This is a genomic window from Mucilaginibacter sp. A5337 (assembly GCF_059690695.1).
The window spans coordinates 376,766-391,087 of record NZ_JCAWEC010000004.1; the positions used below are offsets into that span (position 1 = coordinate 376,766).

Annotated in this window: 12 protein-coding genes; 11 read left to right on the forward strand and 1 reads right to left on the reverse strand. The window is 41.7% G+C overall.

From position 1 onward, the window contains the following. Positions 1 to 82 precede the first annotated feature (82 nt). The 9 genes from atpF to AC59JO_RS15560 all read left to right on the forward strand — a co-directional run bounded on the left by atpF (position 83) and on the right by AC59JO_RS15560 (position 7,580). Positions 83 to 577, forward strand: coding sequence for a F0F1 ATP synthase subunit B (gene atpF / locus AC59JO_RS15520; protein WP_413669804.1), 495 nt, complete (start codon positions 83 to 85; stop codon positions 575 to 577). A gap of 122 nt (positions 578 to 699) precedes the next feature. Next, on the forward strand, positions 700 to 1,242 hold the full coding sequence (atpH, locus tag AC59JO_RS15525; protein ID WP_497306328.1) for an ATP synthase F1 subunit delta: 543 nt from the start codon (positions 700 to 702) through the stop codon (positions 1,240 to 1,242). A 42-nt stretch (positions 1,243 to 1,284) separates the two neighbouring features. Further along, positions 1,285 to 2,859 (forward strand): F0F1 ATP synthase subunit alpha, encoded by a 1,575-nt coding sequence (atpA, locus tag AC59JO_RS15530; RefSeq protein WP_497306330.1) that lies wholly within the window; start codon positions 1,285 to 1,287, stop codon positions 2,857 to 2,859. 145 nt (positions 2,860 to 3,004) lie between these two features. After that, positions 3,005 to 3,892 (forward strand): ATP synthase F1 subunit gamma, encoded by an 888-nt coding sequence (gene atpG / locus AC59JO_RS15535; RefSeq protein WP_090530320.1) that lies wholly within the window; start codon positions 3,005 to 3,007, stop codon positions 3,890 to 3,892. A gap of 394 nt (positions 3,893 to 4,286) precedes the next feature. After that, complete coding sequence (locus AC59JO_RS15540; protein WP_497306332.1) at positions 4,287 to 4,709, forward strand: hypothetical protein; 423 nt, start codon at positions 4,287 to 4,289, stop codon at positions 4,707 to 4,709. 347 nt (positions 4,710 to 5,056) lie between these two features. Then, on the forward strand, positions 5,057 to 5,557 hold the full coding sequence (locus tag AC59JO_RS15545; protein ID WP_497306334.1) for a hypothetical protein: 501 nt from the start codon (positions 5,057 to 5,059) through the stop codon (positions 5,555 to 5,557). A gap of 74 nt (positions 5,558 to 5,631) precedes the next feature. Continuing rightward, positions 5,632 to 6,237 (forward strand): REP-associated tyrosine transposase, encoded by a 606-nt coding sequence (locus tag AC59JO_RS15550; RefSeq protein WP_497306336.1) that lies wholly within the window; start codon positions 5,632 to 5,634, stop codon positions 6,235 to 6,237. Positions 6,238 to 6,430: 193 nt separating this feature from the next. Next, positions 6,431 to 7,321 (forward strand): hypothetical protein, encoded by an 891-nt coding sequence (locus AC59JO_RS15555; protein WP_497306338.1) that lies wholly within the window; start codon positions 6,431 to 6,433, stop codon positions 7,319 to 7,321. Positions 7,322 to 7,382: 61 nt separating this feature from the next. Then, positions 7,383 to 7,580, forward strand: a complete 198-nt coding sequence (locus AC59JO_RS15560) for a hypothetical protein (protein WP_413669799.1) — start codon at positions 7,383 to 7,385, stop codon at positions 7,578 to 7,580. 59 nt (positions 7,581 to 7,639) lie between these two features. Here the strand turns inward: AC59JO_RS15560 and gldB are convergent, their stop codons facing one another. Further along, positions 7,640 to 8,677, reverse strand: coding sequence for a gliding motility lipoprotein GldB (gene gldB / locus AC59JO_RS15565; protein WP_497306732.1), 1,038 nt, complete (start codon positions 8,675 to 8,677; stop codon positions 7,640 to 7,642). Between the two features lie 136 nt (positions 8,678 to 8,813). On the opposite strand from gldB, the gene AC59JO_RS15570 reads away from it, so the two are divergent. Both AC59JO_RS15570 and AC59JO_RS15575 read left to right on the forward strand, forming a co-directional pair. After that, entirely contained in the window at positions 8,814 to 10,463 is a 1,650-nt protein-coding gene (locus AC59JO_RS15570) for an NAD+ synthase (protein WP_497306340.1), read from the forward strand. A 110-nt stretch (positions 10,464 to 10,573) separates the two neighbouring features. Then, a complete protein-coding gene (locus AC59JO_RS15575) occupies positions 10,574 to 14,314 on the forward strand; it encodes a S8 family serine peptidase (protein WP_497306342.1) in 3,741 nt (1,246 codons plus the stop codon). Positions 14,315 to 14,322: the final 8 nt, after the last annotated feature.

Consider the following 14,322-nt stretch of genomic DNA (forward strand, 5'->3'; position numbering starts at 1 on the left):
AAGAACCGCCGCCGGAGCGGTTGGCGCCGGGGCGGTTCTTATTAAAATGTTTTATTAAAGTAGAAAAAGAGATCAATATAAAATGAATCCATTAGTTACCCCGGAATTAGGCTTAGTTGTTTGGACTACAGTAGCTTTCGCATTTCTGTTTTTTATATTAGCTAAGTTTGCCTGGAAACCTATCATGGCCGCCATTGGCGAGCGTGAACGTTCAATTGAAGATGCTTTATTGAAAGCTGAAGCCGCTAAAGAAGAAATGAGCCGTTTAACCAATGAAAACGAATCATTGATTAAACAAGCCCGTGCCGAGCGCGACCTGATATTATCTGAAGCCCGTAAAGCCAAAGATCAAATCGTATCTGATGCTAAAGAACTTGCTCACAAAGAAGGCGCACGTATGATTGAGCTTGCCCGTGTTGAAATTAACAACCAGAAAGCTATTGCTTTGGCCGATGTTAAGAACCAGGTAGCTACTTTATCTTTAGAGATTGCTGAGAAAATCCTTCGCAAGCAGTTTGAAGATCAGCAGCAGCAAGACGAACTGGTAAGCCAGTTATTAAAAGAAGTGAAGTTATAAGATTTCGGATTTGGGATGTGGAATCTTGGATTTAGTCCGGGTATTCGCTGATCAGTTTATAAAGCCGAAATTCAAAATAAAAATTCCGAAATCGAAAATTCGAAATCCGAAATAAAAAAGAAATGTCAGAAATAACGGTAGCAACCAGGTACGCCAAATCGATCATTGATCTTGCACAGGAACAAGGAATTGTCCCTGAGATCAAAGCCGATATGGACCTTTTCTTAAAAACCCTGAAGGGCAGCCCCGAACTGGTAGCAGTATTGGCTAATCCTATTATATCTCACTCAAAAAAGGTTAAGATCCTTGACGAGATATTTTTAAATAAGGTTAACAAAACTACACTCGCTTTCTTTAAGCTGATGGTTAACAAAGGCCGTGGCGAGGTATTATACTTTACTGCCGGCGAGTACATTAACCAGTACAACGTTAAAAACCACATCACCAAAGCCAATGTTACATCGGCTACGGAACTTTCTGTAGCTAATAAAGCAATCCTGATTGCAGAGTTACAGCAGAGCATTGGCGGTACCGTTGTATTAGATGCTAAGGTTGACCCGTCATTGATAGGCGGTTTTGTTTTAACCGTTGGCGACAGGCAGGTTGATACCAGCATTGCTGCAAGCCTGAAGAAATTGAAAAAGGAATTTGCTGTTCAAGCATAATTAATAAGTATTAAAAGTAAAACTCTAAATAAATTTTAAACAATGGTAGAGGTAAGACCAGACGAAGTATCAGCAATTTTGCGTCAGCAGTTGGCCGGCTTCAAGTCAGAATCTGAATTAGAAGAAGTGGGTACTGTACTCCAGGTGGGTGACGGTATCGCACGCGTTTATGGATTAACTAAAGTACAGTCGGGCGAGTTGGTTGAATTTGGCACTGGATTGCAAGGCATCGTACTTAACCTTGAAGAAGATAACGTGGGTGTGGTATTGTTAGGTAAATCTGACGATATTAAAGAAGGTGATACCGTTAAACGTACCAACAGGATTGCATCAATCAACGTAGGCGAAGGCATGCTTGGCCGTGTTGTTGATACTTTGGGTGCACCTATTGATGGTAAAGGCCCAATCACAGGTCAAACTTACGAGATGCCACTTGAGCGTAAAGCTCCGGGTGTAATCTATCGTCAGCCGGTAACTGAGCCATTACAAACCGGTATCAAAGCTATCGACGCGATGATCCCTATCGGCCGTGGCCAGCGTGAGTTGGTTATCGGTGACCGTCAAACCGGTAAAACTGCGGTTTGTATCGATACCATCATCAACCAAAAAGAATTTTATGATGCAGGTAAACCTGTAATCTGTATATATGTAGCTTGCGGACAAAAAGCATCAACTGTTGCTAACATCGTTCGTACGCTTGAAGAGAACGGCGCTATGCCTTACTCTATCGTAGTTGCTGCTAACGCATCAGACTCTGCTACCATGCAGTTCTTTGCTCCATTTGCAGGTGCCGCTATCGGGGAGTACTTCCGTGACACTGGTCGCCCTGCATTGATCATCTATGATGACTTGTCAAAACAAGCTGTTGCTTACCGTGAGGTTTCATTGTTGTTACGTCGTCCACCGGGCCGTGAGGCTTACCCAGGTGACGTGTTTTACCTGCACAGCCGTTTATTAGAGCGTGCCGCTAAAATCAACGCAAATGATTCTATCGCTCAGCAAATGAATGACCTGCCTGAATCAATCAGAGGCATTGTTAAAGGAGGTGGTTCATTAACTGCATTACCTATCATTGAAACGCAGGCTGGTGACGTATCTGCATACATCCCAACCAACGTAATTTCGATCACTGACGGTCAGATCTTCCTGGAGTCGAACTTGTTCAACGCAGGTGTTCGTCCGGCTATCAACGTAGGTATCTCTGTATCACGTGTAGGTGGTAACGCGCAGATCAAATCAATGAAGAAAGTTGCCGGTACTTTGAAACTTGACCAGGCTCAGTTCCGTGAGCTTGAGGCTTTCTCAAAATTCGGTTCTGACCTTGACGCTTCAACCAAAAACGTGTTGGACAAAGGTATCCGTAACGTAGAGATCCTTAAACAAGGTCAATACTCACCGGTAACTGTTGAAAAGCAAGTTGCTATCATTTACCTGGGTACTAAAAACTTAATGCGTAACGTACCGGTAAACAAGGTAAGGGAATTCGAAACCGAATTTACCGATCAGTTAGAAGCTCGTCACCCTGAAGTTTTAGCTGCCCTTAAAGCAGGTAAATTTGATGATCAGCTTACCGGCGTACTGGAAACAGTAGCTAAAGAACTGTCAGCAAGGTATTAATTTTAGATATGAGATGTTAGATGTGAGATTTGAGACTTTTCTCTTTCCCACATCTGACGTCATTATAAATTAGATAAACAGATTGAAGGTGCAGATGTGAGCTTATCTCAAATCTCATATCTCAAATCTCACATCTCAATAACGAATGGCTAATTTAAAAGAAGTAAGAAACAGGATCAAATCTGTATCATCAACCCAGCAGATCACCAAGGCTATGAAAATGGTTTCGGCTGCTAAGTTGAAACGTGCTACCAACGCTATTATTCAGCTACGTCCTTACGCAAGTAAGTTGAAAGACCTGCTGGCTAACTTATCTGCAAGTTTGGAGGATAACACTTCTCCGTACCTTCAGGAGCGTGAGCCGGTACGTGTATTGGTAGTTGTGGTATCATCAAACCGTGGTTTGGCCGGTGCTTTCAACACTAATGTTATTAAAACTGCCAATAACCTTATTGCCGAAAAATATCCTAAGCAGCTTGCTGCCGGTAACGTATCTATCGTTGCTATCGGAAAAAAAGCACAGGAGTTTTATCAAAGGCGTAAGTACAACGTAATTGGTAACAACAATGACCTGTACTCGGACCTTAACTTCGAGAATGCTTCAAAAATTACCGAAGCTATCATGCAGGGTTTTGTTAACGGCGATTACGACCGTGTGGAGCTGGTGTATAACCACTTCCGTAACGCTGCAGTACAATACCTGATCACTGAACAGTTATTACCGGTGCCAAAGGCCGAGAAGAAAGAGGAAGTAAAGGCAGCTAACGTTGATTACATCCTTGAACCATCACAACAGGAAATTGTTGAGCAATTGATCCCTAAAAATATCAAGATCCAACTTTACCGCGCTGTATTGGATTCAAACGCATCTGAACACGGTGCACGTATGACAGCGATGGATAAAGCAACCGAAAATGCCGGCGAACTTTTGAAATCATTAAAGCTTTCATACAACCAGGCGCGTCAGGCAGCCATTACTACCGAGCTTACCGAGATCGTGAGTGGTGCGGCAGCCCTTTCAGGCGGCAACTAAGTTTAAAATACTTTTATATAAGAAAAGGCTTTCCGGGAGGAGAGCCTTTTTTTGTTTTAAAAGAGACTGGTTGAAGTTTAGCGATAGCGTAACTTCGACCTAAACTATAGCAAGCATTCTGCTTGCAAAGTATTTATTGTAGTTAGGTTAAGGACTATTGGTCTTGCAGTTGTTGTAGCCTATAAAGTTAAGCTGGAAGCTTAACACGGTTTAAGACAAAGTATAACTATAGCATAACTTTGTCCAGTGAAAGAAGTATACTACACTATAGATTTCACTCAGTAAAGATGATGGTCTTTTTTTATATTTATTAAAAATGCTTGTGATGCTGAAGAGATAAATTAATAGGAGAATTAAATTATAGATGTCAAATCTCATAATAAAGAAGCACGTTATGCAACTGAGACAAAAGAAAAAATATCTTTTATCTCAAATTGAGAAGTATAATGTTCCGGGAATTAACAATAACGAACTTGATACGTGGAATGAGAATAAGCTGAAAAAAATAAGTGAGAAGATTCAATTACATCTATCAAAAGAGATTTTTAAATCAAAGTTGGATAAAGTTGAAGATTTGTCTTATACAAGCAAATGTGATATTCTGATACAAGATGTTTTAAGTAGCAAATTGCAGAAGGAATTCTTTAAATTGATTGAAAAATTACCGGTGGAGTTAAAAAACATTATGGGATACGGAAGCGTAAAAAAAGCTAAACGAAATTTCGTACCGAAAGCGAAATCATATTCTCAAAAGCAAAAATTAAACGCTTCAAAATCAGTTAGAGTTCTATATACACCAATGGGGAATAAACGATAGCATATCTAACGATCTAAATTTAGTAATAAAAATAGCTGGTCGAAGTTTAGCGATAGCGTAACTTCGTCCTAAAATGAAGCAAGCAGGATGCTTGCGAATATTTGTATTATATTATTGAACTTCCATCTAAGCTAATTTAGACTTGTTTGTTTCCAAAGTTAAGCTGAAAGCTTAAACCATTTTAGGTCGAAGTTACGCTACGCTGAACTGCGATCAGTGAAGGGATCATTTAAAAGCTTAATACAGTTTAGGCCGGAGTTATGCTGCGCTAAACTTCAACCAGTAAAGTTTTTTTGTTTTATATTTATTAAACTTCGTTTATAACAAACCTGTAATTTATAATATACATGAATGAAGAATTAAGGAAAAAGCGAATTAAACTTTATAAAGAAGCATCAAAAAAGGAAGAGTTAGATGGGTATACCTTTTTTAAGAATGCTTCATTAATAGATGGATTTTTTGGCTGGAAGATTTATGTTTTTGAAAGTCTACAAGAATTGATGACTTGGTTTTTTAAAAAAGATACTTTTGCCAAAGTAATCGAAGGTATAGATAATCAAACGAAAGTAAAGATTCGCTATATACCTGTTTGCTTTTCAAAAAATGATTATGCTAATTTTGACTTTTTGCTATCTAACAAGTGTATTGATAGGATAACTGCCTTCTTAACAGTGATATATAATAGGAAGCCGTTTTCCGATAAAGGTGAAAAGAGTAATTCAGAATTTATTAATCGAAGGATTAACCAGATTAATAGAAAATATGTGATTAGGAAAATGCTTCAACAAAAGCGAGTCAAATACTATTCAATAGCTTACATGCATTGTGAAGTTTTTGAAGATAATTAATTCAAGGCAACCATATAGAAACTTGAAATTTAATAGCTGGTCGAAGTTTAGCGATAGCGTAACTTCGTCCTAAAATGAAGCAAGCATTCTGCGTGCGAAACCAAAACCCTAAATCTATATTCGTATCGATGGGCCGCAAATATACTTTTCACGAACACGATCAACTTTATTTTGTAAGCTTTGCCACGGTAAATTGGATAGACGTTTTTGTTCGGCGAATTTATTGTGATATCGTAGTTGATAGTCTTAAATATTGCATCGAAAACAAGGGGCTCGAGTTGTATGCTTGGTGCATTATGTCTAGCCACGTACATTTGATCATTAGTACGGAGAAAGGGAATTTATCTGATATTTTGCGTGATTTGAAAAGGCATACATCTAAAACAATTCTGAAAGCGATATCTGAAAATGTAGAAGAAAGCAGGCGCGAATGGTTATTGTGGATGTTCGAGCGGGCCGGGAAACGTAACATAAACAATGAACAATACCAGTTTTGGCAGCAAAATAATCATCCAATAGAATTATCAACCCATCAAATGTTGATACAACGATTAGATTATTTACACAATAACCCGGTTGAATCTGGAGCTGTAGAATATCCTCCTGAGTATTTGTATAGCAGTGCCAAGGACTATTATTTAGATAGGGATGGGTTATTGCCGGTTATTAAGTTAAGCTGAAAGCTTAACACATTTTAGGACGAAGTTACGCTATCGCTAAACTTCGACCAGTGAACGCCTATTCTATTAATTCCCCCCAAATCCCTGTTAAGACCAGTCAGCGAAATCAACGCAATCATAACAAAAATCAGCGGTCAGGGTTACCTCCTGCCACTCTTTTGTATCAATGTATACCAAAGAAAATTAAATAGTTATGAAAAAAAAATTATTCCTGGCGTTGCTGGCGGGCGTGTTGCTGCTGGGCGCTTGTGGACGTAGTTCAAAGTACGAACCCTTAAGAGAAGACAGAACTTCGGCGGCCGATACTGCGGCGGTTAGCGCAGATAGTACCAAGATTGAAATAACGCCCACCAAACTGGTAAAAACTGCCGACATGCGTTTCAAGGTAAAAAATGTTCAACAAACAGGCGATGCTATAGCGGTACTCACCGTTCGTGATGGCGGCATGGTGATGCATCATCAAATGCAGGCCGATGTAGAACGATCGGAAGATATTCGCGTGAGTAATGACTCGGTTAAACGAGTGTCGGCCCTTAGAACTAACGCCGACATGGCGGTTAAACTTCCTTCAGAGAAGCTTGAAAGCTTTATGACCGAAGTTGCCCACATGGGGATGTATGTTACGCTCCGGAAAATGGATATTGAAGACAGAACGCTTGACTACCTGTCAGAAAAACTGAAATTAAGAAACCGCCAGGACCTGGTAGATCAGCAAAAGAAAGGTAAAGTGGTTATCAAAAATCCGGTGAATGTGATGTTGCTAAAAGATGATATGGTTGATCAGGAAATTGGCAATATGCGCACAGATGAAGCCGTAAAATACAGCATTGTTACCCTTAGCTTTTACCAAAGCAATTTTATCAACCAGGAAATGATAGCTAATGATGACCCTTCTGCCTATCAGTTGCCTTTTGTTAACCGCCTGGCTATAGCATTCAATAATGGCTGGCAACTTTTTGTTGAACTGATCCTGGGCCTGGCTAATCTGTGGGTATTTATAATTTTAGGCATAAGTTTGTGGGCGATGTATCGGTATTACAAACGCGAACACCCGGCATGGTTTGCCGGCGGCATAAAATCATAAAAACTTTGTCGCTTTTTCGGTAAACATTTCTATTTTTGCGCAAACATTAAAAATCGGTACCATGGAATCAATGGAAAATGCTAACGCAGAAGGTCACTACAAATTATTAACTGTAGCTATTATTATCGGTATAGTAGGTGTTTACCTGCGTTTTGCCGGCGATGCCAATTCGGGCTTCATGTATACTTCTATTTCAAACATTATCCTGATCATAGGTGTCCTGATTGCTTTGAAATGCGTTTTTTCCATCATGAAGTAACTCCCCTAACAGGGAAATGATATAAAAAGCGCTTTCATTTTGAAGGCGCTTTTTTTGTGCTATTTGGGGTGATATCCCGATTCGTTCAGGAGCTTTTGGGCATCCTTATCGGCCATCAGTTGAGGTAGCGTAACATCAGGGTGCTTATCCATATATTTTCTTACTATTTGCCAGCCTGTCCAAACAGCAAGCTTTGGTGCCGATTCATTCTTTTCGCCAAGACCGGGGGTGAAAGGGGCTTCGGTAAGGTATTTCTGAATTTTCTGGTAATCGGTTTCGTACAGCAGGTTTTGTTCTAAAAAGTATCCCCAGATCTTACCTTCAAATTCATTGCACCATTTTAACTGTTCGGTAGTATATCGGATCTTTGTGCTATCGGCCACGTCGGGCAATACCCTGTCCATAAAGTACATGATTTTGCCGTTATAGATCATTTTATTAAGCAGGGCTTTATCATTGTCATTTTCCGGGAACATGTCCTCACGTGCAATGCCTTCAATCACGCGCGGCGTAATATTATCCGGCGTGAACCATTTGGATAAATAATGCGGAAAGGCATTGGTAAGCGAAGGGTAAAAGCGCGAATCGGCACCCAGGAAAAGATCGATACCCACGCCGAAATAGCCATCGCCAACGGTGGTTTGCGCCTGGAAGCCCGAAATGTAGGCATATACCTGTGGCAGGCGTTTTTGAGGGTAGTAATATTTAATGTATTTAAAAGCTTCAGTAAGGCTGGCATTCTGCTGATCCATATTGGGGAAGGCGGCGTCCGCATCGTGCTTCAGGTCATTATAGGCTTTGCCTGCAAACACCTCGTGCAAGGCTTTAAAATAAGCTGTATCCTTTGTACTGCCAACCTGTAAAATGCGTTCAATAAAATCGGAATAAAAGCTGCCATATTGTTTTTGCAGGTATGCAGCCTGCAGCGCCATTGGCTTATTGCGCATGGCGTCAAAATCATGATCAAACCGCTCAATTTTAACATCAACATTGATATTGCTCACATCAATTTTTTTGTTGCGCGTACAGGCGCTTAATATCAGGCCGATGGAAAAAATTAAGTAAATTTGCTTTGCTATATACCGGGTAGGGTTCATCTTTATCCTTTGAGGCAAAAGTAATTTTATTTGCATAATGTTGCTACTATTGTTAAGTCAATATCCCTAAGTTGCAAGTCGTATTTTTTGACTTCAGCCTAAAGGCTTTCGACTTAAGACTAAATATACGTATACTATGAAAATCGCGTTAGCTCAGCTCAACTATCACGTAGGTAATTTTGAATCGAACACTAATAAAATCATCGATCATATCATTAAGGCAAAAAATAACGGGGCCGACCTTGTTGTATTTGCCGAGCTATGTGTTTGCGGCTATCCTTCGCGCGATTTTTTAGAGTTTGATGAATTTATAGGACTGTGCGATGATGCCGCTAAAAAGATAGCGGAAGTATGCATTGACATAGCTTGTATCATTGGCTTACCAACCCCTAATCATAAAACAGAGGGTAAAGACCTCAGCAATTCTGCCTATTTTATTGAGAATGGCCAGGTGAAAGCAGTGGTAAATAAAGCGCTGTTGCCTAATTATGATGTATTTGATGAGTATCGATACTTTGAGCCTTCAACCGAGTTTAACTGTATCGAGTTTAAAGGTAAACGCATAGCGCTCACTATTTGCGAGGATCTGTGGAATACCATTGAAAACCCGCTGTATGTTACCCGCCCGATGGATACGCTTATCCATCAGAACCCGCATGTAATGATCAATATAGCGGCGTCGCCATTTGCTTACAACCACGATGAGGAGCGGATAGAGATTTTAAGCGATAATGCCAGCCGTTATAAACTGCCTTTATTGTATGTTAACCATGTTGGTGCCCAAACGGAGCTGATATTTGATGGCGGTTCGCTGGTGTTTGATAATACAGGTAAGCTGATTGATGAGATGCCTTATTTTGAGGAAAGCATGGCTTACTATACCTTAAATGAAGATAATACGTTAAGCTTTGATCATCCAACGACGATAAAAGTTGAGCGTCCGGGCGATATAGAACAAATTCATCAGGCTGTTATTCTTGGTATTCGCGACTATTTTTATAAGTCGGGTTTTAAACAGGCAATCTTAGGTTTATCAGGTGGCATTGATTCGGCTGTAGTATGTGCTTTGGCAGCAGAGGCTCTTGGACCTCAAAATGTAATGGCTGTATTGCTACCATCACGTTTTTCAACAGATCATTCATTAAAAGATGCGCAGGATTTGGTTGATAACCTTGGTTGTAAGCATGAGATTGTACCTATCAAAAGCATTACCGAAGCCTTTGAAACCGCATTAAACCCGCAGTTTGATGGCTTGCCGTTCAACATCGCCGAAGAGAACATCCAGTCGCGCAGCAGGGCTGTTTTGTTAATGGCAATGTGCAATAAGTTCGGTTACATTTTACTTAATACCAGCAACAAGAGTGAGGCCGCTGTAGGATATGGCACTTTATACGGTGATATGTGCGGCGGTATCTCGGTTATTGGCGATGTGTACAAAACACAGGTTTTTGAGCTTGCGCGATATATTAATCGCGACAAGGAAATCATCCCGATTAACTCAATCGTTAAACCCCCATCGGCCGAGCTAAGGCCCGATCAAAAAGATACCGACTCGCTGCCCGAATATGATGTGCTCGACAAGATCCTGGCCGAGTATATCGAAAACCGCTGCTCATCGGCCGAGATCATCCGGATGGGGTATGATGAGGCAACTGTTCGGCGGGTAATCAAGCTCACCAATTCGGCAGAGCATAAGCGTTACCAAACTCCGCCGATTTTAAGGGTATCGCCAAAAGCATTTGGCATGGGGCGCAGGATGCCGATTGTAGGTAAATACCTGTCGTAACAGCTGATTTTTTCACTCTTTAATTGTCAAGTTCACGAATGTTGTAAAGCATTGGTTGTTTTGTTTTAGTTAAGGTTGATTTTTCTTAAAATTGCCTATCTTTCAAACCAATGATTAAACTTTACACAATTATTTCTTTTTGCTTTTTGCTGCTTTTTGCAGCTGGCGATGCTATGGCCCAGCAGCCTTTAATAAGTGAAAAAGGGAAAGCCGAATTGACCAAACTCTCTAACCAGTCAGGTATCGCATTTAAAGCATCATATGATAAAGCGGTATCGTTAGCGCAAACCCATGGCTGGACATTAACACGCAGATCAAGAAATGGTAACTTTGTTGCCTTGCAGGGAGTTAATAAACTTGGCTTTCCCATATACCTCATAACTCATAATAACACAACTGCAGCAGCTACCACCGGCACAAACACCTTACAACCCGGCGGTTCACTTGGCCTAAATTTATCAGGCTCATCAGATTTTTTGGCTAATAAACTGGCTATATGGGACGGCGGCTCAGTATATAAGGCCCATCAGGAGTTTACGGGAAAAACCATCACGCTTAAAAATAATGCTTCGGTGAATGATCATTCATCGCATGTGGCGGGTACCATGATTGCCAAAGGTGTTTATGCGCCTGCCAAAGGAATGTCTTTTGGGGCAACTACATTACAATCCTACGATTTTAATGACGACGAAACCGAAATGAGTGCCGCGGCAGCTAACCTGTTGCTTTCAAATCACTCGTACGGTGTTGTAGCAGGCTGGGACTATAATGATTCGGCCGGCCGCTGGGAATGGAATGGTTTACCCGGAGATACGGTGGATTATAACTTCGGTTTCTACGATTCAAAAACAGCCAACTGGGATAAGATAGCTTACAATGCCCCGTATTATCTCATTGTAGAGTCGGCCGGTAATGAACGTTCAAGTAACGGCCCGGCAGTAGGTGAAACCTACTACGGCTACAAAAGTAAAACTGATCAGACTTTTGTAAGCAAGGGCGCCCGCCCGGCTGGCATTAGTAATAACGACGGCTATGATATTATCAGCACAAGTGGCAATGCCAAAAATATAATTACGGTAGGGGCGGTTTATCCGCTTTTGTACGGGCCTAAAAACCGGAGTGATGTAGCCATAGCGCCCTTTAGCAGTTGGGGGCCAACGGATGATGGCCGTATTAAACCCGATATTGTAGGTGATGGTGTAAATGTGCTTTCAGTAGGGGTTGACAATACCACTTCATACCTTACTTTGTCGGGCACCTCAATGGCTGCTCCTAATATTACAGGTTCCCTTTATTTGCTACAGGAGTATTATGCCAAACAAAACGGGGGAGCATTTATGAGATCGGCTACCTTGAAGGGGCTGGTTTGCCATACCGCTTTTGACGCGGGTAATATTGGGCCCGATTACATTTATGGTTGGGGATTACTTAACATGACCGAAGCTGCACAAGCGATAACCAATAATGGCGGCAAAAGTATAGTGAGCGAAAAAACACTAACGCAGGGACAAACACAAACTTATAATGTAATTGCTTCCGGCAACCGCTTACTGTCAGCAACCATATCGTGGACCGATCCGCAAGGCACAGCAACTGCCGAAGGCGTGATTAATAGCCGTACCCCTAAATTAGTGAACGACCTTGATATCAGGGTAAGCGATGGTACAACAACTTTTACGCCCTGGGTGCTTGATCCGGATAAGCCGGGATTTGCTGCAACTAAAGGCGATAATATCAGGGATAATATCGAGCAGGTATACATTCCTAATTCGGTTCCCGGCAGGGCTTATACTATCACGGTATCACATAAAGGAACTTTATCATCAGGTTCGCAGGCCTACTCACTTATTGTTACCGGGGTTGGAGGAACTGCCTATTGTGCTTCGGCCCCGCTGTCAAGCGCCGATTCACGGATTGATAACTTTAAACTGGCTAATATTAACAATACCCCGGTTGCAGGCTGCACAAGCTATTCGGACTATACCAATCTTACCGTGCAACTGGAGCAGGCCAAAACATATCCACTGAGTATTACACTTGGCACTTGCGGTAACAACCTTAATAAAGCTGCAAAGGTGTTTATTGACTGGAATGCCAATGGTGTTTTTGAAGATAACGAGCTGGCTGCAACCACAGGTATTATTAATGGCACAGGTACTTATAATACCAACATAACCGTGCCGGGAACGGTAGTTGCCGGCGCTTACAGCCTGATGCGGGTGGTGCTTACTGAAACCGGCGATGCATCAACCATTAAAGCTTGTGGCAACTATGATAAAGGTGAAACCCAGGATTACCGGGTTCAATTTTTGCAAACCAGTATCGATGCGGGTGTTATTGCTATTGTTAGTCCGGGTAGCAGCGGTTCCTGCTCGGCAAGTACGCCGGTTACGGTGAGGCTTAAAAACTTTGGCAATGCGGCTATCAATAATATTCCGGTAACGGTTACCATTACCGATGCCAATAACGTTACCACTACTTACAATGAAACTTATAAGGCCTCATTGCCGGCGCTGGCCGAAGATAACTTTACCTTTAGTCAGCAGTTTAATGCAATTGCCGGTGCATCATACACCATCACGGCCACCAGCAAACTTGCCGGCGATCCGGTTAGCAGTAACAACTCGGTAACAGCCAATGTGGTGATCAATTCGCCGGCGACTATTGGCGATCTGAGTGCTTACTACTGTGCTACTACCAAACAGTATGAATTATTTGGAACTGGTGATGGTACCTTGCTATGGTATCAAAATGCAACTGATGTTTTACCCATAGCTGCCGGGAGCGAAGCGATAACAACCCAGGCACCGGTTAACAATACCTATTATGCAGGCATTAATGATTTTGAAGGAACAATTGGCCCTGCCACCAAAAGCGTATTCACAGCCGGTGGCTATAACCAGTTTACGCCTTACGTAACTGTGAACACCAAGGTGCCGTTATTAATAAAGAGTGCCCGCCTTTATATTGGTAATTCGGGAAAAATAACATTTAACGTAGCCAATAGCAATGGTCAGATAGTATCAACCACTTCTATAAATGCTGTAGCAACCCGTACAACGCCTTTGGCCGGTGCGCAACCCGACGATCCTAATGATCAGGGGCAGGTTTATGATTTAAACCTGTCGTTACCGGCTGCCGGAGTTTACCAGATTTCTGTTGACTTTGCAGATCAGGCTACTATATATCGCAGTAACGGCGGAGTAACGGGTTATCCATTTAAAATTGGCAGTATATTTAGTATCACCGGCAATGGTGCTACGGCAACCAATGGCGATACTACTGCTTATAAAGGTTACTATTACTATTTTTATGATATGAAGGTGCAGAGCCTGGGTTGTGCATCTGCTACGCGTAAAGCGGTTACTTTAAGTAAACCTGTAGTTACGCAAACAAATAATACCCTTAACTCAAACTTTACCGATGGTAACCAATGGTTGTTAAACGGCAATGTAATAAGCGGAGCTACTGCTGCAACTTATGACCCGGTACAAAGCGGCAAATACCAGGTGCAGGTTACATTGGCCAATGGTTGTGTGGCTCAATCAGATAATTATTTTTATGCCAGGGAAGGCGTAACCGGAAGTAAAAGTGAAATTGGCTTAAGTGCATTCCCTGTACCGGTAAGTACCGATTTGAATGTGGTATTTGCAGCCAAGGAGGCAACAACACTGAAACTATCGTTGGTTAATGCTTTAGGTGAAACTGTTTACCAGGGGGGCCAACAAAATATTGATCAGGGTAATTATAGCACGATACTTAATGTAAGCAGACAAACGCCGGGTGTTTATGTGCTGAAGGTATTGCTTGGTCAGAAGATCTATTCGCAGAAAATTATCATCACCCGCTAAGCCGGTGA

What these genes read in the sequence shown, in the direction of transcription:
- AC59JO_RS15545 (WP_497306334.1), top strand. Translation starts at nt 5,057, where the DNA reads ATGAATGAAGAATTAAGGAAAAAGCGAATTAAACTTTATAAAGAAGCA.
- atpF (WP_413669804.1), top strand. Translation starts at nt 83, where the DNA reads ATGAATCCATTAGTTACCCCGGAATTAGGCTTAGTTGTTTGGACTACA.
- AC59JO_RS15555 (WP_497306338.1), top strand. Translation starts at nt 6,431, where the DNA reads ATGAAAAAAAAATTATTCCTGGCGTTGCTGGCGGGCGTGTTGCTGCTG.
- AC59JO_RS15560 (WP_413669799.1), top strand. Translation starts at nt 7,383, where the DNA reads ATGGAATCAATGGAAAATGCTAACGCAGAAGGTCACTACAAATTATTA.
- atpH (WP_497306328.1), top strand. Translation starts at nt 700, where the DNA reads ATGTCAGAAATAACGGTAGCAACCAGGTACGCCAAATCGATCATTGAT.
- AC59JO_RS15550 (WP_497306336.1), top strand. Translation starts at nt 5,632, where the DNA reads ATGAAGCAAGCATTCTGCGTGCGAAACCAAAACCCTAAATCTATATTC.
- AC59JO_RS15575 (WP_497306342.1), top strand. Translation starts at nt 10,574, where the DNA reads ATGATTAAACTTTACACAATTATTTCTTTTTGCTTTTTGCTGCTTTTT.
- atpG (WP_090530320.1), top strand. Translation starts at nt 3,005, where the DNA reads ATGGCTAATTTAAAAGAAGTAAGAAACAGGATCAAATCTGTATCATCA.
- AC59JO_RS15570 (WP_497306340.1), top strand. Translation starts at nt 8,814, where the DNA reads ATGAAAATCGCGTTAGCTCAGCTCAACTATCACGTAGGTAATTTTGAA.
- atpA (WP_497306330.1), top strand. Translation starts at nt 1,285, where the DNA reads ATGGTAGAGGTAAGACCAGACGAAGTATCAGCAATTTTGCGTCAGCAG.
- AC59JO_RS15540 (WP_497306332.1), top strand. Translation starts at nt 4,287, where the DNA reads ATGCAACTGAGACAAAAGAAAAAATATCTTTTATCTCAAATTGAGAAG.
- gldB (WP_497306732.1), bottom strand. Translation starts at nt 8,677, where the DNA reads ATGAACCCTACCCGGTATATAGCAAAGCAAATTTACTTAATTTTTTCC.